This is a genomic window from Streptomyces polygonati (genome assembly GCF_042650325.1).
In the GTDB taxonomy this organism is placed as follows: Bacteria; Actinomycetota; Actinomycetes; order Streptomycetales; family Streptomycetaceae; genus Actinacidiphila; species Actinacidiphila polygonati.
Window position 1 is genome coordinate 290,798 of sequence record NZ_JBHSBB010000001.1, and the last position, 19,805, is coordinate 310,602.

Sequence of the window (19,805 nt, forward strand, 5' to 3'; positions counted from 1 at the left end):
CGCGATGACGGACTTGGATCACCTGCTCCTGGCGCTGGTCTGCGCCCAGAGCCTTCTGCGGCTCAGCGACGCCGTGGCCCTGTGGCTCACCCTGCGCGGCCGGGCGGAGCTCGCCCGGGCGACGGCGGTGGCATCGCGCGAGCAGGCCGGCCGCGGCGGGCACGCCGAAGTGCCCGCCGCCCAGCGGCTGCGGAAGTCGTCGGTGAAGGAGGAGAACCGTGGATGACGCGATGCCGGACCCCGGCGATCCCGCGGCGCGGCCGGTGCCCGACCCGTGGTGGAAGGACCAGGTGGATGAGGCCTATCGCGCCCATCAGGAAGGGCTGCTGAGGTTCGTCCGCGCCCAGGCGCGGGCCTGGCAGCTGCCCGAATCGGCGCTGGACAGCGCCGGAGTGGTGCAGGAGACCTTTGTCCGGGCGATGCGCAAGTGGCCCGAGATCCGCGACCCGAAGCCCTGGCTGTACAAGGTCGCCCAGATGCGGGTGCGTGAGATCGCACACGAGGTCCGCATGTCGGCGGGACTGGACATGGCCGAGCTGGACGAGTCGTCTCTGTCGGGCTGGTCCTCCATGAGCCCGCAGGCCACCGTGGAGGACACGGCGTTCGCCCACATGGTCGTGGACCAGATGCGCGAGCTTTCCGGCAAGCAGGCCAAGGCGACCTTCGCCCGGCATGTGATGGGTATGCCGAGCGGGGAGATCGGGGACCGGTTGGGTTCGTCGCCCGAGGCCATCCGTGTCCATGTCTTCCGGGGCACCAGGGTGCTGCGTCAGAGGTGGAGCGGTGTCCGTCAGGCGGGTCGGCGGGGCCGTCCGCTGCTGAGCGACGCTCTCGCCGTGGTGGCACTGGGCGCACTGCTGTGCGCCGCGGCCACCGTCGTGCTCACGCACTGCGGGGTGCCGATGACGGCCGCCGTGGTCGGACCTCCCGCCGTCGTCGTGGCGGCACTGTCCTTGGGGTGGGTCGCTTGGCGGGTCGCCCGCCGGCCTCCGCGTCCGCCGACGGGGCAGTGATGTGAGGGCCACTTCTCCGCTCGGGGCGGTGGTCCCTCCTCCCGTCGGCGGGCACTCGCTGCGGCGGGTGGTCAAGAGGTGTCGGCCGCGGGGCCGTTGACGACGCCGGGGCGGGCGCCTATCGTTTCGCCGTCCATTCATGCGATCAGCGTTCATACATGTGTTTGCTCTCAGGGGTTGCCGCCTCGTGCCGTCACCCCTGCCCGCGGCTCGGCCCAGCACTGTCTCCCCCCACCGATGGAAGGCTCGCCGTGCACCCCATACTTCCGCGTATCCGTATGCGTGACCGCTTCCGGCTCTGGGCCGCTCTGCTGACCGCGCTGGCGGCCCTGACCGCGGCCACCGCGACAGCGACGGCCGCCACGGCCACCGAAGCGCCCGCCGCGGCGGCCGCTTCGGTGGTCACCATCGGGTCCACGACCACGGGCACCTCGCTGACCGCCGGGTCGGCCGGGCTGTCGTTCGAGGCGTCGGACCTCGCGCTGAGCGGCTTCACTTCCGGCAACCTCGCGGCCTACCTCCGCACGCTCGGCACCTCCACACTGCGGATCGGCGGCAACACCGTCGACCAGACGTTCTGGACCTCCACCGGTGAGACACCGCCGTCGTGGTCGATCGCGACGATCACCCCGAGCGGACTGACCGCGCTCGGCACGCTGGCCCGGGCCGCGGGGTGGAAGGTGATCCTCGGCGTCAACCTCAAGCAGTACAACCCCGCCAGGGCGGCCGACGAGGCGTCGCACGCCGCCTCGGCGCTCGGCTCGTCGCTCCAGGCCATCGAGATCGGCAACGAACCCGACCTCTACCCCCAGTACTCGGGGAACACCGCGAAGTTCCTCACCGACTTCAGCGCGTACGTGGCGGCCATCACCAAGGCGGTGCCCGGCGTGGCGATCGTGGGAACGGACGCGGCCGGCGCCCCGGGCGGCTCCTTCCAGAACGCGTTCATCGCGAATCAGGCCGCGCTCGCCCGCCCCTCCGTCTCCGAACTGACCAGCCACTACTACCCGCTCACCTCCAGCACCTGCGGCGGCAGCCCGACGATCGCCGACCTGCTGGGCACCGGAGTGCGCAACGCCGAGACGGCGGTCGCGCAGAGCGCCGCGGCCCAGGCGGCGCGGCTCGGGCTGCCGGCCGTCATGGACGAGGGCAACTCGGTGGTGTGCGAGGGCCAGGAGGGCGTCAGCGACGTCTTCGCCGCGGCGCTGTGGGAGATCGACGAGCAACTCGACCTGGCCCGGGGCGGGGTGGCCGGTGACTACATGCACGGCACGGTGATCCAGTGCGACGCGCCCAAGCCGCTCTTCATGTACTACACGCCGCTGTGCGCGCCGACCGCGGCCGACGCCGCCGCCGGACGGCTCGCCGCGCAGCCCGAGTACTACGGCCTGGCCGCGGTCCATCAGGTCGGCGCCGGCGACTTCCTCACCCTCGACAACCCGGCCTGGGCGGCCGTACGCGCCTACGCCGTCAAGCACTCCGACGGGACGATGACCGTCGTCCTGGACAATGTGCAGGACCCCAGGAGCAATGGTCCCACCACCCTCCAGCTCGATCTCGGCGCGGCCTACACCTCGGGCCGGCGCACCGATCTGACCGCCGCCGGCCTCACCGCCACCACCGGCATCACCCTGGGCGGGCAGTCCGTCCAGAGCGACGGCAGTCTGGCGGCCCCGACCACCACGGCGATCGGCGTCAGCGGCGCCACCACCACCGTCACCGTTCCGGCCGGGAGCGCCTCGATCCTCACCTTCGGCAACGGACAGCCTCCGGCCGCCACCACCTTCGTGGGCAGCCTGTCCGGCAAGTGTCTGAGCGTCAGCGGTGGTTCGACCGCGAACGGGGCCACGGCGGACATCTACACCTGCGACGGCAGCGGAAGCGAGAGCTGGACGCCGTCCGCCGACGGAACCGTCATCGGCGGGCTGTCCGGCAAATGCCTTGAGGTGGTGGGCGGTTCGACGGCCAATTACGCGGGCGTGGACATCTCCGCCTGTGACGGCGGGGCCGACCAGCAGTGGGCCGTCACCGCCGGCGGGTCCGTCGTCGCCGCGCAGTCCGGCAAGTGCCTCAGTGTCACCGGTGCCTCGACCGCGAACGGAGCCCTCGCCGACATCTACACCTGCAACGGCAGCGGAAGCGAGATCTGGACCCAGCGCTGAGCACCGCACGGGGCGATCAGGCCCCGGACCGGCACCACCGCCGGTCCGGGGCCTCGCCGCTCGCTCCGGTCGCGGAGACCGGCCGCTCAGTGGCCGCAGTCGCACCCGGAACGGCTGCCGCAGGTCTCCTCCCCGGTCACGGCCGGGCGGGCGGCGGTGGGCGGGGCGCAGCAGCCCTTCCCCTGCCAGGCGTCGCGGCCTTCCCGGACCGCGACGACGGAGATCACCAGGGCCGCGATCGGGTCCGCCCAGGACCAGCCGAGGGCGGTGTTGAGGACCAGGCCGACCAGCAGGATCGCGGACAGACAGGTGCACAGCAGGGTCTGCCGGGAGTCGGCGACCGCGCTGGCGGAGCCGAGTTCGCGACCGGTCCTGCGCTGGGCGGCGGACAGCAGCGGCATCACGACCAGGGACAGCGCGGCGAGGGCGATGCCCGGGGCGGAGCTGTCGGCCCCGCCGGTCCCGACGAGTGAGCGAAGGGCGTCGACGCCGACATACGCGGCGAGCGCGAAGAACGACGAGGCGATGATCCGCAAGGCGGTCTTCTCGCGGGCCTCGCGCACAGCGTGCTCACGGGCGGCGAACTGCCAGGCGACCGCGGCGGCGGAGGACACCTCGATGACGGAGTCCAGGCCGAAGGCGATCAGCGCGGTGGAGGACGCCGTCGTGCCGGCGCTGATCGCGACGATCGCCTCGATCACGTTGTAGGTGATGGTCGCCGCGACCAGCAGCCGTACCCGGCCGGTCAGCGTGTCCCGCCGGGCCGGGGAGGGGCCGATGCCGATGGTCAGCTCGGCGGCCATCTCAGCAGCAGCCCTTCTCGTCCGCGTCCGCGCAGGACTTGTCGGCCTCGACCGCCACCACCGCCGCCCTCAGGTTGTCGAGCGCGCGGCCGAGCCGTTCGTCGGCGAGTTCGTAGCGGGTACGGCGGCCGACCGGCACGGCGACGACCAGACCGCAGTCGCGCAGGCAGGCCAGATGGTTCGACAGCCGGGTCCGGGAGATCTCCAGGGCGTCGGCGAGATCGGCGGGATGGGCCGGGGCCTCGCGCAGCGCGAGAAGGATCCGGCAGCGGATCGGATCGGCGAGGGCGCGGCCGAACCGCGCCAGCACCTCGATGTCGGGAGCGAGAGTCAGCACGCTGCGACAGTACACAGAATGATGAATTCAGGCAATCGTGAATCATCCTCTACTGACCGTGCACCAGCGCCGCTTCCGCGGCGGCGGTGTCGGGGTCGAGGTAGCGGCCGCCGCCGGGAAGCTGCCGCTGGCCGGGATCGAAGTCGTAGCGCAAGGGCTGCCCGGTGGGGATGTCGAGGTGTTCCACCGCGGCCGGGTCCATGCGGTCGAGGTGGGCGACCAGGGCGCGCAGGGAGTTGCCGTGGGCGACGACCAGGGTGGTGCGGCCGGCGGAGAGGTCGGTGGCGATGGTGTCGGCCCAGTAGGGCAGGACCCGGGCGTGGACATCGGCCAGCGATTGGGTCAGCGGCCAGGCTTCCGGCGGCAGGTTCGTGTAGCGGGGGTCGCCCCACGGAGGCAGGGCGCCCGCCGGAGCGGGTGGCGGCGGCGTGGCCCAGGAGCGGCGCCATGCCAGGTACGCCGCTTCGTCGGTGGACCGGCGAACCTGGTGTTTGGTGCGTCCGGTCAGCGCCCCGTAATGGCGTTCGTTGAGCCGCCAGCTGCGGTGCGCCGGCACCCAGTCCCGCCCGGTTTCGTCCAGGACGAGGTCGGCGGTCGTGACGGTGCGGCACAGCACGGAGGTGTGCACCACGTCGGGAAGCAGGCCGGCCCCGGCCAGGAGGCGTCCCGCACCGCGGGCCTGTTCGCGGCCGCGCTCGGTGAGGGGGGCGTCGGTCCAGCCGGTGAAGACGCCGTCGGCGTTCGCGGTGCTCTCACCGTGCCGCAGCAGGACGAGTGCGGCGCTCACCCGTGGTCACCGGCGAGGCCGTAGGGCAGTCGGGGTCGGGCGGCGGCGATGGCCAGCAGCCGGTTGTACTTGGCGACGCGTTCGCCGCGGGCGGGCGCGCCGGATTTGATCTGCCCGCAGCCCGTGGCGACCGCGAGGTCGGCGATGAACGGGTCGGGCGTCTCGCCCGAGCGGTGGGAGACCATCGCCGCATACCCGGCCTCGCGGCAGACCGCCATGGCCTGGAGGGTTTCGGTGACGGTGCCGATCTGGTTGACCTTGATCAGGGCCGCGTTGGCGACACCGTCCCTGACCGCTCGGGCGATCAGGGACGGGTTGGTGACGAAGTTGTCGTCCCCGACCAGCTGGACCCGATGCCCGAGGGCGGTGGTGAGCCGCTGCCAGCCGGCGTCGTCGTACTCGCCGAGGCCGTCCTCGATGGACCATACGGGGAAGTCGGTGACGATCCGCTCGTAGCGGGCGATCATGTCGTCGCTGCTCAGGGTTTCGCCCGCGACCTGATACGTGCCGTCGGGCCGGCGGAACTCGCTGGCGGCGGGGTCCAGCGCGATGGCCACGCCGTCGCGGCCGGGCGGGTAGCCGGCGTCGTCGATCGCGGCGACGATCAGCCGCAGCGCGTCCTCCGGCTGGGTGACGCCGGGGGCGAAGCCGCCCTCGTCCCCCAGCCCGGTGGCGTGCCCCGCCCCGCGCAGCCGGGTCCGCAGCGCCGCGTAGACCTCCGCGCCGGCCCGGACCGCTTCGGGGAGGGTGGGCGCGCCGAGCGGGGCGATCATGAACTCCTGGAAGTCCAGCGGGTTGGGGGCGTGGACACCGCCGTTGAGTACGTTGAAGTGCGGTACCGGCAGCCGTGGCGCGACACCCGCCGGCGCGAGCCAGGTGTGCGGCTCCTGGCCGGCCGAGAAGGCCAGGGCGCGGGCGAGCGCAAGCGAGCACCCGATGATCGCGTTGGCACCCAGACGGGACTTGCCACCCGTACCGTCCGCGTCGTCCATGGCCCGGTCGGCGTCGGCGAGAGTGTCCCAGGCACGAGAGCGCAGCAGGTCGGCGAGTTCTCCGCGTACGTTGCCGGCGGCCTTCCGTACGCCGGCCCCGCCGTATCTGTCCGGGTCGCGATCGCGTAGTTCGACCGCTTCGCGGCTGCCGGTGGAGGCCCCGGACGGCACACCGGCCTCCGCGCTCGTGCCGTCCGCGAGCCGCACGGTCACGTTCAGGGTGGGGCGGCCCCGGGAGTCGAGGATCTCGGTGGCGTCCAGGGCGCTGACGGTGAAGGCCATGAATCGCTGCTTCCTTCTCGTGTCGGGGCGGGGTGACGCTGCGGGCTCGGTGCGGCCGGGGGGCGGGGATTACGCGGACGGTGGCCCCCCAGCCGGGTCGGTCAGGAAGCGCGAGGGGCGCCGACCGCACCGCCGCCGATCTCCGGCCGGCCGGCGTCCGGCGCGTCGATACCAGGATCGACCGGCTCGGCGACTGCCGCCTGTTCACCAGCGTCCGAACGCCGCGGCCCCTCTTGGTCGTGCCCGGGGTCCGGAGCCGGCCGCCGGAACAGCGCCCCGCTGCTCCCGCGCGTTCCGCCGGGGTCGCCCCCGAGGTGCGCCACCGCGCCCGCCCCGCAGGCGGCCGCCACGGTGCGGTCGCCGCTTCGCGGGCCCGGTCGCCCCGCTTCCGCCGCGGCTGGCTATCCTGGACGGCGCGGCGCCTCACGGGGGGCCGTACGGCGGTGGGGCCCGCCGTAACCAACCGCGGCGCCATTGCCGACAACGGTCCCTACCTGACCTTTCCGCGCGCCTGCGCGCGGTCCCGGACGATCAGGTAGGAGCCTGACGCATGGCCTTCGACGATGCCGCGCCCGACCCCCGACCCGCCGGTTGGGAAGCCGAGCCCGCCGACCCCGACACCGCGATCGACGCGTGGCCGCCCCGACCGGGCCGCGGCCCGCGCCGCGAACAGGGCGAGATCCTGGCCGCCATCGCCGCCGGCGGCGTGATCGGCGCCGCCGCCCGCTACGGCGCCACCCTCATCTGGCCCACCGGGGCGGGCGCCTTCCCCTGGACCACGTTCTGGATCAATGTCATCGGCTGCGCCGCCATGGGCGTCCTCATGGTGCTGATCACCGAACGCTTCACCGCGCACCCGCTGACCCGGCCCTTCCTGGGCACGGGTGTCCTGGGCGGCTTCACCACCTTCTCCACCGCCACCCTCGACACCAGGCGCCTCCTCGAAAGCCACCATCCCGGCACCGCCCTGGTCTACCTCGCCGGCACCTTCGCGGCGGCCATGCTGGCGATCTGGACCACGTCCACACTCACCCGCCGGATCACCATGCCCCGCATCACGGACGAAGGGAGCCGGGCGTGAACTGGCTGATGGTCGTCGTCGGCGCCGTCGTCGGCGCCCCGCTGCGCTACCTCACCGACAGGGCCGTGCAGGCCCGGCACAACACCGTCTTCCCCTGGGGCACGTTCACCGTCAACATCGCCGCCTGCGCCGGCCTCGGTTTCCTCACCGGCGCCGCGACCGCCACCACCGTGCCGCAGTCGGTGCAGCATCTGATCGGGCCGGGCCTGTGCGCGACCCTGAGCACCTACTCGACGTTCTCCTTCGAGAGCCTGCGCCTGGCCGAGACCGGCTCCCGCTACTTCGCGCTCGCCAACGCCGGCGTCAGCATCGTCGCGGGCCTGGGCACCGCCTATGTCGGCGCCGGCCTCGCCCAGGCCGTCCTCGGCTGACGGCGGGCGCCCGCGACCCGCCGGGGCGGCGTCGCGGGCCGCTTCCGGGTCGCGGGTGCCGTGCCGGGGGTCCGGGCGGGGGCTCCGGTCAGGCCGGGCTCTGGAAGTACACCGAACGGACCTTGAGGCGCTCCGTGGCCGGCTTGCCGTGCGGACGCAGCTTCCAGGTGGGGCCCGTGCAGTCGGCGCCCTCGTAGACGGTCGCCCACTGGTCCGTGTCGTTGTGGGGCGAGTGTCCCGGCTCGACCCATTCGCTGCCGACGTAGGGCAGGTTGACGCACGCGTCGCTGCTCGGGTGGTGCAGGGTGACCGACAGCGCCCGGCCCTCGTCGTCGGTGAAGGAGTAGCCGAAGTCACCGGTCGCGGCGAAGGCCGATCCGGGAACGGCGAGGGCGAGCACCAGACCGGCCAGACCCGCGGTGACGGCACTGCGAAGCTTCACGGGAGATCTCCTCAAGATCGGTGGGAGGTTCACAGCGGACCGTATGCCGACGGTCCGTCAGCGAAACGTTTCCTCTCCCGCCGGACACCCCGGGTTCCACCGGGACGAGTGAACCCGCCCGGCCGCTCAGTAGTCCTGGCCGGTGAGCCCCCGGTAGACGAAGCGGGTCAGGATCTCGACGGCCTCCTCGTCGCTGAGCTCGTACGGCGCCGGTGGCCGCATCTGCACGAAGCCGTCGACCAGCGCGTGGAGCAGCCACAGGCTGGCCTCGGGCGAGGCGGGCAGCTGGAACCCGGCCGCGGTGAGGTGGGCGACGTGGCCGAGCAGGTCCGCCAGCTCGGTGCTGCCGAACTCGGCCAGAGTGCCGGCGAAGCTCTCGCTGACCAGGGCCGCCTGTCGCAGGGCGAGGAGGGTCACGGCGTTCTCCCGCTGGAAGCGGAGGTAGACCGCGATGTGCCAGCGGATGGCCGCGGGGTCGGTGAAGTCCGACAGATGGCCGGACTCGGACGCCACGACGTCGCTCTCCGCCGACATGTCGGCGAGCAGCGCCGCGAGCAGTTCCTCCTTGCCGGCGAAGTGGTTGTAGAAGGATCCCGCCGCACGGCCGGCCTCGGCGGTGATGTCGGTGATCTTCGTGTTCAGGTAGCCGCGCTCGGCGAACACCCGCTTCGCGGCGGCCTTCAGCGCGGCCTCGGTCTCCGCCGCCTTCTCCTTGCGGTTCACGCCACCTCCTTGACGCGAACGGTACCAACAAGTCATGCTGAAACTCGATTCAGTGAATAGGAGTTCAGTAATGAATGTGCTGATCGCGGGGGCGGGTCCGACCGGCCTGACGCTGGCCATCGACCTGGCGCGGCGGGGCGTCGAGGTACGCGTCGTCGACAAGTCGGCCGCCTTCTTCGCCGGCTCGCGCGGCGACGGTCTCCAGCCCCGCACGCTGGAGGTGTTCGAGGACCTCGGTGTCCTCGACGCGGTGCTCGAACGGGGCAGGCCGCTGCCGGTGATGCGGGTGCACCTCGACGGCAGCTTCGCGATGGAGCGCCGGATGGCCGAGCCCGTCGCGCCCACCCCGGATGTGCCCTACCCGAACGCGTGGGTCCTCGGGCAGTCCCAGACCGAGGCCGTCCTGCGTGACCGGCTCGCCGGCTTCGGTGTGGGCGTGGAGCTGAACACCGCGCTGGCCAGCTTCGACCAGGACGCGGACGGGGTGACCGCCCGCCTGTCCACCGGCGAGACCGTACGCGCGTCGTACCTGGTGGGCGCCGACGGCGGTCGCAGCACCGTCCGCAAGGGCCTGGGCATCGCCTTCGAGGGCACCACGGACGAGTCGGTCCGGATGCTGCTCGGGGACGTGGCGGCGGACGGGCTCGATCACGCGTACGGCTACTGGTTCGCGGCCGCCGCCGATCCGATGGCCGGGATCGTACTGAGCCCGCTGCCGGACATCGGGGGGCTGTTCCAGTTCGGCGCGCCGCTGTCCGAGGAGGACGACGAGGCCTCGCTGGAGACGCTGCAGGGCAAACTCGACGCCCTGCACGCGGGAGTACGGCTCACCGGACTGGCCTGGTCGACCGTCTGGCGGCCCAACATCCGGCTGGCGGAGCGCTTCCGCGTCGGCCGGGTGTTCATCGCGGGTGACGCGGCCCATGTGCATCCGCCGACCGGCGGGCAGGGGCTGAACACCGGTGTACAGGACGCGTACAACCTCGGCTGGAAGCTGGCCGACGGCTCACCGGACCTGCTGGACAGCTACGGGACCGAACGGCGCGCGGTCGCCGCCCGGGTGCTCGGCGTCAGCGCCGAACTCATGCGGCGCTACACGGAAGGCGCCGAGGACGCGCACGAACGCGGCGCGAACACCCGGCAGTTGGACGTGAGCTACCGGACGTCCGACGGCCGCCTCGTGGCCGGCGACCGCGCCCCGGACGCACCGGTGGTGGACGCCTCCGGCCGGCCGACCAGGCTGTTCGACCTCTACCGCGGCCCGCACGCCACCCGCCTGGTGTTCGGCTCCCCCGCACCGGACGAACCGCACAGCTACGCGGTGTTCCGCCCCGGCCAGGCCGCGTCCGGCCCCCACGTCATCGACGCCGAGGGCCACGCCTTCGCCGCCTACGACGCGTCGGACGGCGCCACCGTCCTCGTCCGTCCGGACGGCTATCTCGGCCGCTGAGCGCGGCCCCCGCGCAGGGGCGCGCCGACCGCGTTCATATGGCGCAGCGCCAGGGCGTACGACGCCAGCAGACCGGTCTCGGCGTAGGGCACACCGAGTCGGCGGCAGTGCGCGTGGACCAGCGGCTTGGCCAGCCGCAGATGGGGGCGGGCCATGCTGGGGACCAGGTGGTGCTCTATCTGGTAGTTGAGGCCGCCGAGGAAGAAGTCGGTGAGCGGATTGCCGCGGACGTTGCGGGAGGTGAGCACCTGGCGCCGCAGATGGCCCCAGCGGGCGCCTTCCTCCGGCATCGCCATGCCCTTGTGGTTGGGGGCGAAGGAGCATCCCAGGTGCAGACCGAACAGCGCGTGGTGCAGGGCGGCGAAGGCGACCGCCTGGCCGACCGGGAGGATCGTCAGCAGCAGCGCCATGTAGCCGACGACATGCGCGACCAGCAGACCGCCCTCCACCACGCGGTCGCGGGCCGCGAGCCGCCGCAGGTCCCGGAAGCTCGCCGCCTTCAGCGCGAAGCCCTCCAGCAGCAGCATCGGGAAGAACAGCCAGGCCTGATACCTGGTCAGGAAAACCGCCACCCCGCGCCGTTCGACCGCCTGCGCCCGGGTCCACACCAGCGCCCCCACCTCCACGTCCGGGTCCTTGCCGACGTGATTGGGATGGGCGTGATGGCGATTGTGCTTGTCCGTCCACCAGCCCGCCCCCATGCCCAGCAGCAGATTGCCGTGGAAGAGCCCCAGCAGCCGGTTCGCCCGGCGGCCCGCGGCGATCTGCTGGTGCCCGGCGTCGTGCCCGATGAATGCGGTGCGTGCCGACAGCACCGCGGCCGGCCCGGCCAGCGCCAGCACCCACCAGGACCCGCCCCCGCCGAGCAGCGCCACCGCCGCCCAGAGCGCGGCGAGGGCCAGCAGATTGCCGCCGGCCATCAGCGCGTAGTAGCCCTTCCTCGGTTTGAGCAGCCCGGCGTCCTTGATCTGCCGCAGCAGCGGCGCGAATTCGCTGCCGCCGGCCGGCGCCGCGTCCGCGCCCCCCGGCCCGGAATCCGGCTCCGGCGGCGTTTCGGACGAGATGACGGCGAGTGTGCCGCGGACAGTCGGCATGGCGCTCCCAAGAAGCGGTCGCGGGCGGTACGGCTCGGCTTTCCCGATCCCACCCACGACGCTACGAATCCGCCCGGTCGGGAACCATGGCGCCATCACCCGGCCTGCCCGGGGGGTTACCCCCGGCGGGAAAGCGGGGGAAAGCCCCCTCCCCCCGGCGTCCAGGTCCTCGCCCAAGATCGTTGATCGCCGATTTTCGATCAACTACCCTCGTTTCCGTAGCACTTGGGGTGGGTGAGTACGGGGAGCACACGGCGGGGGCAGCTCTGCCGCCGCGTGCCCGCCGACAATCTGGGGGGATTCATGCGTTTCAGGAACACGGTCCTTGCCATGGCCGTCGCCGTCGCGGTGACGGCCGGTACCGCCTTCGCCGCGCTGCCGGTCTCGCCGGCCGCGGCGGACTCGGGGCAGTCGATCCCGCAGGTCCTGGTGGACAACCTGAACCACCGCGTCTATGTCGACGTCGGGAACCATCTCTCCTACGTCGAGGTCTTCGACCTGGACGGCAACCGGGTCGGCACGATCGACAATCTGTACCGCTCCACCGGCATGGCGCTGTCGCCGGACGGCGGCACGCTCTACATCGCGCAGTCCGCGGGGGGCTATATCGCCGCGGTCAGCACCACGACGCTGGAGACGACCGCCGCCTACGACCTGGGCGGCGGCGCCATCCCCGAACACCTGGCTTTCGCGGGCGGCCGGCTGTGGTTCGGCTACCGGGCTTTCGAAGGCAACGGCATCGGATCGCTGGACGTCGGCGCGAGCACCCCGACCGTCAACCGGCAGCCGCAGGCCCCCTGGGACGACACAGCTCCGAACGTCCTGGCGGACCCGGCGGACCCGAACAAGCTGATCGTCGGCAGCGACGGCGGCCCGGGCGCCCTGGCGGTCTTCGACGTCTCCTCGGGCACCGCGGTCCAGACCGCGCTGACCATCGGCATCCTCTCGTTCACCGACGCCGCGGTGACGGCGGACGGCGAAGACGTCGCCGTCGCGAGCCAAGGGGCCCACGCGGTGCAGCTGTACCGGCTTCCCGGTCTGACCCTTGAGGACGAGTCCTACTTCACGGACGACGTGCCGCTGTCAGTGGCCGTGGCACCGGACGGCTCGGTGGCGGCCGGCAGTTGGTCCTACTCGTCCACGCCGACGGTCGGACTGTCCGTCTTCGGAGCCGACGACTCGACGCCCCGGCGCACCTACCCGACGCCGATCGACGAAGGGGGGCTGGCGTGGTCGGCGGACGGATCGCGGCTGTACGCGGTCTCCGGCGGAGGCTCGGAGTCGGGGGACACCGATCCGGTGCTGCACGTCCTGGACAACCCGCTGGCGGCCACCACCACGATCGCGCTGAACCCGCCGTCGGCCGCCGAGGCCGGCACGCCGTACACGGTCGGCGGGGAGCTGGCCTCGGCGGCCGGCTTCGCCGCCGGGCAGACCGTACACGTCACGCGCACCGACGCGGCCGACCCGGACGGCGTCGCGCTGCCGGACGCGGCGGTGAACGCCGCCGGCACCTTCTCCTTCACCGACACGGTGACCGCCGCGGGTGACGTCTCCTACCAGCTCGGCTACGACGGCGACCGGTACCACCAGCCCGCACAGGGATCGACTTCGCTGACCGTGACACGGTCCGCCAGGACGGACACCACGCTCTGGCTGCGGTTCGAGGACCGGGCCAAGGTGGGCAAGAAGCTCAAGATGCAGGGCAGGCTCACCTCCGCCCTCACGATCCCCACCGGCGCCACCGTCACCATCACCCGCACGGACGGCACCGGCCCCGGCCCCGCGCTGGTCGGCACCCGCAAGGTCGCGGCCGACGGCACCTTCCAGATCACCGACGTCCCCTTCGTGGCCGGCCCGGCCGTCTACACCGTCAGCTACGCGGGAGACGCCGCGTACAACGGGACCACCGTGTCGTCCACCGTCCAGGTGGCTCCGTAGCCACCTCCCCGGCCGAACGGAAGGCGACGGGCCCGCCCCCTGTGCGGGGCGGCCCGTCGCTTCGGTGGTCCCTCGGACGGCTCAGCCGGTGCGGGTGGCCGAGGCGGCGGCCGCCGTGCACGGCAGGGTGCCGGCGCGCAGGGCGTGGTCGTCGTCATTGGCGTCGTCGGACCACAGGACCGGCTTCTTGCCGGCGGTGCAGGCGGACTGGGGGGCGATGGCGAAGCCCTCGTTGTTGTAGTCGGCCATTCCGGTGGGGCGGTCGTAGACGGCGGTCGGGGTGAACTGGTCCTGGGCGCCGATGTCGAGGGTCGAGGTCCGTCCCTCGCAGGTGTCGTCGCAGGCCGCCCACAGGTGGCCGGTGGCCGGCTCGAACTCCAGGTCCATCACTGCGGGGAAGCCGCTGCTGATGGTGGCGATCCGGGTGAACCCGCCGCCGGTCAGGTCGAGCGCGTAGGCGTAGATCGTGCCGTTGGCCTCGACGCCGGTGAAGTACAGGCCGGTGCCGTGGCCGGGGTAGCCGGCCGGGTTGTAGGCGGCGCCGGTGTGCTCGTCACGGAAGCCGTGCGCGGTCAGGAACGAGTCGGGAACCCACGAGATGGCCTCCGGCCCGGAGTTGGCGGGAAGGGAGGGCAGGTCGGAGGTGAGGTTCCACGTCGCGGTCGCGTTCAGCGAGGAGGCGGTGGAGGAGGCGTCGAAGCGCAGGATCTCCGGCAGGCTCTTGCCGTCGTTGTGGTTGTCGCGTTCGGTGGAGACGAACATCCCGTCGGGGGTGACGACCACGCCTTCGGCGTCGGGGTCACCGCTGCCGCCCGCGTAGTGCAGGGCCTTGCCCGAGGACCAGCCGCCGGCCGGGTCGGGGCGCCACGTCGCGCCGTTGGGCACCAGGCGGTAGAGCTTGCCCGGGCCGTTGTCCACCGCCCACAGCACGCCGGGGCTTTCGAAGGACAGACCGCTGAGGTTCTCCCCGAACACGTTCGAGCCGTCGGCGACGGTGACCGCCGCGTCACCCGGCCAGGGTCCGTGGACCGGCTGAGTCCCGCCGCCACCGCCTCCGCCGCCGGTGGTGCCGCAGGCGTTGGCCGCGCCCTTGGTCGGCGCGCTCGTCGTGGTGAACGCACCCGTACCGTCCGGGCAACGCCCGTACGTGGTGTCGGCGTGATCCGTCCAACTGTAGGAATCCACCAGAGTGGAACCGTCCGACTGGAACAACCGCACCGAGTCGTCACCGCCCAACCCGAACGACGGATCCACATCCAACGCCAAAAACCCACCCGCAGCGATCGACGTCTTCTTAGCGACCTTGTACGAGTGATCGTCGTCGTCGTCCTTCACGACCCACCCCGACACATCAGCCGCAGCCGAACCGATGTTGACCAGCTCCACCCAGTCACCCGGACTGCCGCCACTCGACTCGACCTCATTGATCCGCACCGTGGACGAGGCCTGCGCCCGCGCCTGCGCGGATGCCGGGGCACCGGCCAGACCGAGGGCGAAGACGGTGAGGGCGGCCGCGGTGAGTTGGACTCTTCTACGCCAATGCGTACGCAATGTGGCCGGTCCTTTTCTCAAAGGGGGGGTGGCGAGCGGCGCGCTCGCGCTCCCGGCGAAGCCTCCGGCACACCGGCGAAAGGCACCTGAACTCGCCGCGAACACTGCGGAGTCAGCCCGCGGGTCCAGCGCCTCCCGCACGGCGCGAGCCGCCCCGAACGGTCCATACCGGTCGTCATCCCCCGGGCCCGACCGGGGCGAGTCGACCGTCGTCGCCGGACAGCGGGTCGAGAAGCGAGCCGAGCGGGTCAGGAGGCCCCCAGGCCGCCGGCGAGCAGGTCGGCCAGCGTGCCGGCGAAGGATCCGTCGATCGGCCGCTTGGTCAGCAGCAGACGGTGGTGGATGGCGCCCATGGCCGCGTCCGCCGCCACCTCCAGCTCGGCGTCCGCCCGCAGCTCACCGCGGTCGCGCGCCGCGAGCAGGATGTCGACCAGCGCCTTCCTCCGGTCGTCGAGCAGCGTTTCGCGGAAGAGCTTGCCGAAGGAGGGATCACCGGCCGCCGCGAGCATCATCTCGGAGATCGCCGTCCCGGAGTCCCGGCGGACCAGGGCGAAGGCGAGCCGTCCCAGATACGCCGCCAGATCCGTGCGCAGGTCGCCGCTGGAGGCGACGGCCGCGATGTCGCGCGCGCTCTTCGACCGGTAGGCGTCGACCACCAGATGCGCCTTGTCGGGCCACCAGCGGTACAGCGTGGCCTTGCTGACTCCCGAGCGCGCGGCGACCGCCTGCATCGTGAGCCCCCGGTAGCCGATCCCGGGGTCGTCGAGCAGGTCCAGCGCCGCCCTGAGCACGGCGCGGGCCGTCTCCGGCCGGCGCCGCCGCCCCGGCTGCGAGCCGACGGGTATGGGCAGCGGACCCGGACGCGAAACGGTTCCGGCCGAAGGGTTTCGGGAGGTGGACACGGTTTCCCAGCCTGCCACAGAATCCGAGCAGGCGATACGAAAGGGAGAAAGTGGACAAAGCAGCGATACGGCGGTTGCTCATGCTGACGGTGGGGGCGTCGGTGCTCAGCTGCCTTTTCGTCCTGTCCTACGGCTATGCGATGCACGCGCCAGCGCCGCACCGGGTCCGCGTCGACGTCGTCGCGTCGGCGCCGACCACCGCGCAGGTCCGCGACCGGCTGGAGAAAGCGGCGCCCGGAGGCTTCGAGGTACGGACGCGCGGCTCCGAGCAGGACGCGCGCACCGACATCCTCGACACGTCCGTCTACGGCGCGCTCGTCGTGCCGCCTTCCGGTCCGGCGCGGGTGCTGACCGCCGGCGCCGACGGCGTCTCCTTGCAGCAGGTGGTCTCCGGACAACTGGGCGGAGTGGCGCGGAAGCTGGACCGCCCGGTGCGGGCGGTCGACGAGGTGCCGCTGCCGGCCGGCGACCGGTCGGGCCAGTCGTCGTTCGGCTACGAGATCGGCCTGGTCGTCCCCGGGGTGATCGGCAGCGTGGGGCTGTATCTGTTCGGACGCCGGATCCGGCTGTGGTTCCGGGTGGCGGCCGCCGCCGGCTACGCCGTGCTGTCGGCCGCCCTCGGTGTGGTCGTACTGGACGCGGCACTGGGCGCACTGACCGGCTCGCCCTGGACCCTGATGGCGACCGGGGCCGCCGCCTCGATGGCTTTCCTGCTGACCATGGCCGCGGCGCACGCGCTCTTCGGCCTGCCCGGCACCGCCCTGGGGGCCGGCGCGATGCTGGTGGTCGGCAACGCGGCCAACGGTTCGACCGTCCCCGCGCCCCTGCTCCCGGACGTCTACCGCCAGCTGTCGCCGTGGCTGCCCAACGGCGCGGCGGTCCGCGCCTTCCGCGGCGTGGTCTATTTCTCCGGACACGGTGTGGCACAGCCGCTGCTGGCCCTGGCGCTGTGGGCGCTCGGCGCCCTGACGGTGATCTCCTTCGCGGACCTCCTGCACACGCGGCAGAAACGGCGATCGGGGCTCCGGCACGAACAGATCCACGCCACCCCCACCGTGATCCACCTGCGGCGCCGCCACGCGGCGCGGCGCTCCGCCACCGAACGGTCCGCGCCGACGGCGCCGGGCCGGGCGTAGTCCGGCCGGCACGGCGGGACCCGTCGAAGCCTTTGTATTTCGCAAAGTTTCGCTGCTCCCAGGCAGTTTTCGAGCCCAAGAGATGAAGCCACAGCCAGCTATCGAGCTGACCTGTAGTGATGAGTTGGTGCTTCGAAACATTTCGGAAATTTCATCGATACATATCCATTGACGGGGCTGCCGCGAGGTTTCACAATCGCTCACGGCGTCCGGGGCTGCCTGGACCTGCCATCGCCCGCTCCCCGAAGGAGGGACACGGTGACCGCACGTCGACACCGTGGGCCGCACCCCCACAACCGCTTCACGCTGCTGGCCGTCCTGGCAGCGGTCTGCGCCGCGCTGCTCACTCCGGTCGCACTGCCCGCGGCGCACGCCCGCGCCGACACCCAACCGGTCACCTCACAGGCCGAGTCCATGACCAACGGCGGAGGCTGCACGAGCCTTCAGGCCACCCGGGCCGTCTACTACTGCAACAAGGACAACACCTTCGCCGGCTACAACTTCACCCAGGCCGGTCGCTACCGGATCGACGTCACCGGTGCCTCCAGCGCGAACAACACCGCCGGGATCAGCGTGTACATCGGCGGCAAGAAGGTCGCCGCCCTCTCCTTCACCGGTACGGCATGGACCGTGCAGCAGGCGGTCTTCGACATCGCGACGCCCGGACCCACCCAGATCAAGTTCATGCTGGAGACCGACAACGGCAGCAACGACACCTACGTCGACCAGTACGCGCTCTCGTACGAGGGTGCCACCCCGCCCCCGCTGCCCGCGCCGAAACCCCCCACCACGGGCGCCTACGCCAGCGGCCAGTACCGCGACATGTTCCAGGAATGGGACCCCACGCTGAGCGACGCGACCGTACAGGCCAAGCTGGACACCTACTGGAACGCCTTCTTCACCAGCACCGACGACACCAAGCGCCTGTACTACCCCGCCGGTTCCAACGCCCAGGGACCCATGGCCTACATCGAGGACACCGGCAACACGGACGTCCGTACCGAAGGCATGAGCTACGGCATGATGATCGCCGTCCAGATGGACAAGAAGGCGCAGTTCGACGCGCTGTGGAACTGGGCGAAGACCTTCATGCAGCACACCAGCGGTTCCCGGGCCGGTTACTTCTGCTGGGAGGCGACCCTCGGCGGCTCCTGTGAGGACGACAATCCGGCCACCGACGGCGAGGAGTACTTCGCCACCGCGCTGTTCTTCGCCGGCCACCGCTGGGGAGACGGCAGCGGCATCTACGACTACACCGACCAGGCCAACGCCATCCTGGACGTGATGCTGCACAAGCAGGACATGAACGGCGGGGTGGTCGACAGCGTCACCGACATGTTCGACGCGACCACCAAGCTGCCGGTGTTCGTGCCCTTCGGCAGTTCCGCCCAGTTCTCCGACCCGTCCTACGACCTGCCGGCGTTCTACGATCTGTGGGCCCGCTGGGCCGACGGTTACCAGGGCCAGCAGGCGGCGGACCGGCAGTTCTGGAGCGACGCGGCCCAGGCCGGCCGCGCCTACTTCGCCAAGGCCACCAACTCCGCCACCGGCCTGGCTCCCGACTACGCCGAGTTCACCGGCGCCCCCAACAACACCGGCAACCATGGTGACTTCCGCTTCGACGCCTGGCGCACCGCCGTCAACTGGTCGGTCGACCAGGCCTGGTGGGCCGACGACACCAGCTCCTCGACACTGACCGACCGCCTCCAGAGCTTCTTCGAGACCCAGGGCGTCAACGCCTACGTCAACCAGTACTCGCTGTCCGGAAGCCCCCTGTCCAGTGACCGGTCGCCCGGACTCATCGCCTCCAACGCCGCGGCCTCGCTGTCGGCCACCGACCCGCGCGCCTGGGACTTCGTCCAGGGGCTGTGGAACCTCCAGCCCCCGACCGGGCAGTACCGGTACTACGACGGCCTGCTCAGCTTCATGGCCCTGCTGCACACCAGCGGCAACTTCCGGATCTACCAGCCGGACAGCGCTCCCTCCGGACCGCCCGCCAGCACTGCTCCGGCCGCCCCCTCCGCGCTCACCGCCACCGCCACCGCCTCGGCCACCTCCCAGATCACGCTCTCCTGGACCGACAACTCCCAGGACGAGACCGGCTTCCGTGTCCAACGCCGGTCCGGCACGGGCGCATGGGCCGACCTCGCCACCCCCGGGGCCGGCAGCACCACCTACACCGACACCGCGCTGACCGCCGGCACGGCCTACACCTACCGCGTACTGGCGTCCAACGCGGCCGGCGAGTCCGGCTGGTCCAACGAAGAAACCGCGACCGCCGCGCCCCCGTCCGCCACCCGCAATCCGTACGCCGCGATCGAGGCCGAGTCCTACGACGCCGCGTCCGGCAGCGGCACCCAGAGCGCCGACGGCGGGACCGTCGTCAAACTCAACGGCGCCGGCAGCTATCTCGCCTTCAAGAACACGCAGTTCGGAACGCCCGGCGCCAGTGGCGTCCAACTGCGCGTCTCCACCACCACGCCCGGTGTCAACGTCAACATCCGCCTCGGCAGCGCCACCGCCGCCCCGGTCTGCACCGTCTATCCGGACAGCGGTGGCGCCTGGCAGCTCAAGGCCAACTCCTGCTATCCCAAGCCGAGCGGTACCGCCACCGTCTATCTGACCGTCACCGGTCCCGTCACTCTCAACAGCCTGACCTTCACACGCTGAGCCACCCCCCACCAGCGCCCTCGGGCACCCGGCACCCCGGCCACCGCGCCGGGGCTCCGGGCGTCCCG

Annotated in this window: 18 protein-coding genes; 9 read left to right on the forward strand and 9 right to left on the reverse strand. The window is 71.9% G+C overall.

Annotated elements, in window-relative coordinates; translation table 11 throughout:
- Positions 1–4 precede the first annotated feature (4 nt).
- From ACFO3J_RS01180 to ACFO3J_RS01190, 3 genes are all read left to right on the forward strand, one after another.
- Positions 5–226, forward strand: coding sequence for a hypothetical protein (locus tag ACFO3J_RS01180; RefSeq protein WP_386424967.1), 222 nt, complete (start codon positions 5–7; stop codon positions 224–226).
- The gene (locus ACFO3J_RS01185) at positions 219–1,013 is read left to right on the forward strand and encodes a sigma-70 family RNA polymerase sigma factor (RefSeq protein WP_386424969.1); all 795 of its coding nucleotides are present in this window, start codon (positions 219–221) and stop codon (positions 1,011–1,013) included. Before ACFO3J_RS01180 ends, ACFO3J_RS01185 begins: the two co-directional genes overlap by 8 nt.
- A 278-nt stretch (positions 1,014–1,291) precedes the next feature.
- Complete coding sequence (locus tag ACFO3J_RS01190; RefSeq protein ID WP_386424972.1) at positions 1,292–3,175, forward strand: glycosyl hydrolase family protein; 1,884 nt, start codon at positions 1,292–1,294, stop codon at positions 3,173–3,175.
- A gap of 86 nt (positions 3,176–3,261) precedes the next feature.
- Here the strand turns inward: ACFO3J_RS01190 and ACFO3J_RS01195 are convergent, their stop codons facing one another.
- The 4 genes from ACFO3J_RS01195 to eno are packed head-to-tail and all read right to left on the reverse strand — an operon-like array spanning position 3,262 to position 6,376.
- Entirely contained in the window at positions 3,262–3,978 is a 717-nt protein-coding gene (locus tag ACFO3J_RS01195; RefSeq protein ID WP_386424975.1) for a cation transporter, read from the reverse strand.
- Position 3,979: 1 nt separating this feature from the next.
- Positions 3,980–4,315, reverse strand: coding sequence for an ArsR/SmtB family transcription factor (locus tag ACFO3J_RS01200; RefSeq protein ID WP_386424977.1), 336 nt, complete (start codon positions 4,313–4,315; stop codon positions 3,980–3,982).
- A gap of 49 nt (positions 4,316–4,364) precedes the next feature.
- The gene (locus ACFO3J_RS01205) at positions 4,365–5,102 is read right to left on the reverse strand and encodes a 2,3-bisphosphoglycerate-dependent phosphoglycerate mutase (protein ID WP_386424979.1); all 738 of its coding nucleotides are present in this window, start codon (positions 5,100–5,102) and stop codon (positions 4,365–4,367) included.
- Positions 5,099–6,376 carry a phosphopyruvate hydratase gene (gene eno / locus ACFO3J_RS01210; RefSeq protein ID WP_386424981.1) on the reverse strand — a complete coding sequence of 426 codons (1,278 nt, stop codon included), beginning with the start codon at positions 6,374–6,376 and terminating at the stop codon, positions 5,099–5,101. The genes ACFO3J_RS01205 and eno overlap by 4 nt, the downstream gene beginning before the upstream one ends.
- Positions 6,377–6,926: 550 nt before the next feature.
- Here eno and ACFO3J_RS01215 point away from each other — a divergent pair.
- Both ACFO3J_RS01215 and ACFO3J_RS01220 read left to right on the forward strand, forming a co-directional pair.
- A complete protein-coding gene (locus tag ACFO3J_RS01215) occupies positions 6,927–7,457 on the forward strand; it encodes a fluoride efflux transporter FluC (protein ID WP_386424983.1) in 531 nt (176 codons plus the stop codon).
- Positions 7,454–7,828, forward strand: coding sequence for a fluoride efflux transporter FluC (locus ACFO3J_RS01220; protein ID WP_386424985.1), 375 nt, complete (start codon positions 7,454–7,456; stop codon positions 7,826–7,828). Before ACFO3J_RS01215 ends, ACFO3J_RS01220 begins: the two co-directional genes overlap by 4 nt.
- Before the next feature lie 88 nt (positions 7,829–7,916).
- Here the strand turns inward: ACFO3J_RS01220 and ACFO3J_RS01225 are convergent, their stop codons facing one another.
- Together ACFO3J_RS01225 and ACFO3J_RS01230 are read right to left on the reverse strand one after the other, a co-directional pair.
- On the reverse strand, positions 7,917–8,270 hold the full coding sequence (locus tag ACFO3J_RS01225; RefSeq protein ID WP_386424987.1) for a peptidase inhibitor family I36 protein: 354 nt from the start codon (positions 8,268–8,270) through the stop codon (positions 7,917–7,919).
- A 126-nt stretch (positions 8,271–8,396) separates the two neighbouring features.
- Positions 8,397–8,993 (reverse strand): TetR/AcrR family transcriptional regulator, encoded by a 597-nt coding sequence (locus ACFO3J_RS01230; protein ID WP_386424990.1) that lies wholly within the window; start codon positions 8,991–8,993, stop codon positions 8,397–8,399.
- A gap of 70 nt (positions 8,994–9,063) precedes the next feature.
- Between ACFO3J_RS01230 and ACFO3J_RS01235 the strand changes: the two genes are divergently transcribed.
- Entirely contained in the window at positions 9,064–10,443 is a 1,380-nt protein-coding gene (locus ACFO3J_RS01235; protein ID WP_386424993.1) for an FAD-dependent monooxygenase, read from the forward strand.
- Here ACFO3J_RS01235 and ACFO3J_RS01240 read toward each other — a convergent pair.
- Positions 10,428–11,537, reverse strand: coding sequence for a fatty acid desaturase family protein (locus ACFO3J_RS01240; protein WP_386424995.1), 1,110 nt, complete (start codon positions 11,535–11,537; stop codon positions 10,428–10,430). The two genes, ACFO3J_RS01235 and ACFO3J_RS01240, sit on opposite strands and share 16 nt — an antisense overlap.
- A 330-nt stretch (positions 11,538–11,867) precedes the next feature.
- Between ACFO3J_RS01240 and ACFO3J_RS01245 the strand changes: the two genes are divergently transcribed.
- A complete protein-coding gene (locus ACFO3J_RS01245; protein ID WP_386424998.1) occupies positions 11,868–13,478 on the forward strand; it encodes a YncE family protein in 1,611 nt (536 codons plus the stop codon).
- Between the two features lie 81 nt (positions 13,479–13,559).
- Here ACFO3J_RS01245 and ACFO3J_RS01250 read toward each other — a convergent pair whose 3' ends face one another.
- Together ACFO3J_RS01250 and ACFO3J_RS01255 are read right to left on the reverse strand one after the other, a co-directional pair.
- A complete protein-coding gene (locus ACFO3J_RS01250) occupies positions 13,560–15,029 on the reverse strand; it encodes a lamin tail domain-containing protein (RefSeq protein ID WP_386425001.1) in 1,470 nt (489 codons plus the stop codon).
- 248 nt (positions 15,030–15,277) lie between these two features.
- Positions 15,278–15,931, reverse strand: a complete 654-nt coding sequence (locus ACFO3J_RS01255; protein ID WP_386425004.1) for a TetR/AcrR family transcriptional regulator — start codon at positions 15,929–15,931, stop codon at positions 15,278–15,280.
- A 50-nt stretch (positions 15,932–15,981) separates the two neighbouring features.
- Between ACFO3J_RS01255 and ACFO3J_RS01260 the strand changes: the two genes are divergently transcribed.
- Positions 15,982–17,067 (forward strand): hypothetical protein, encoded by a 1,086-nt coding sequence (locus ACFO3J_RS01260; RefSeq protein ID WP_386425007.1) that lies wholly within the window; start codon positions 15,982–15,984, stop codon positions 17,065–17,067.
- A gap of 258 nt (positions 17,068–17,325) precedes the next feature.
- Complete coding sequence (locus ACFO3J_RS01265; RefSeq protein WP_386425010.1) at positions 17,326–19,737, forward strand: glycosyl hydrolase family 8; 2,412 nt, start codon at positions 17,326–17,328, stop codon at positions 19,735–19,737.
- The last annotated feature ends 68 nt before the right edge of the window (positions 19,738–19,805 follow it).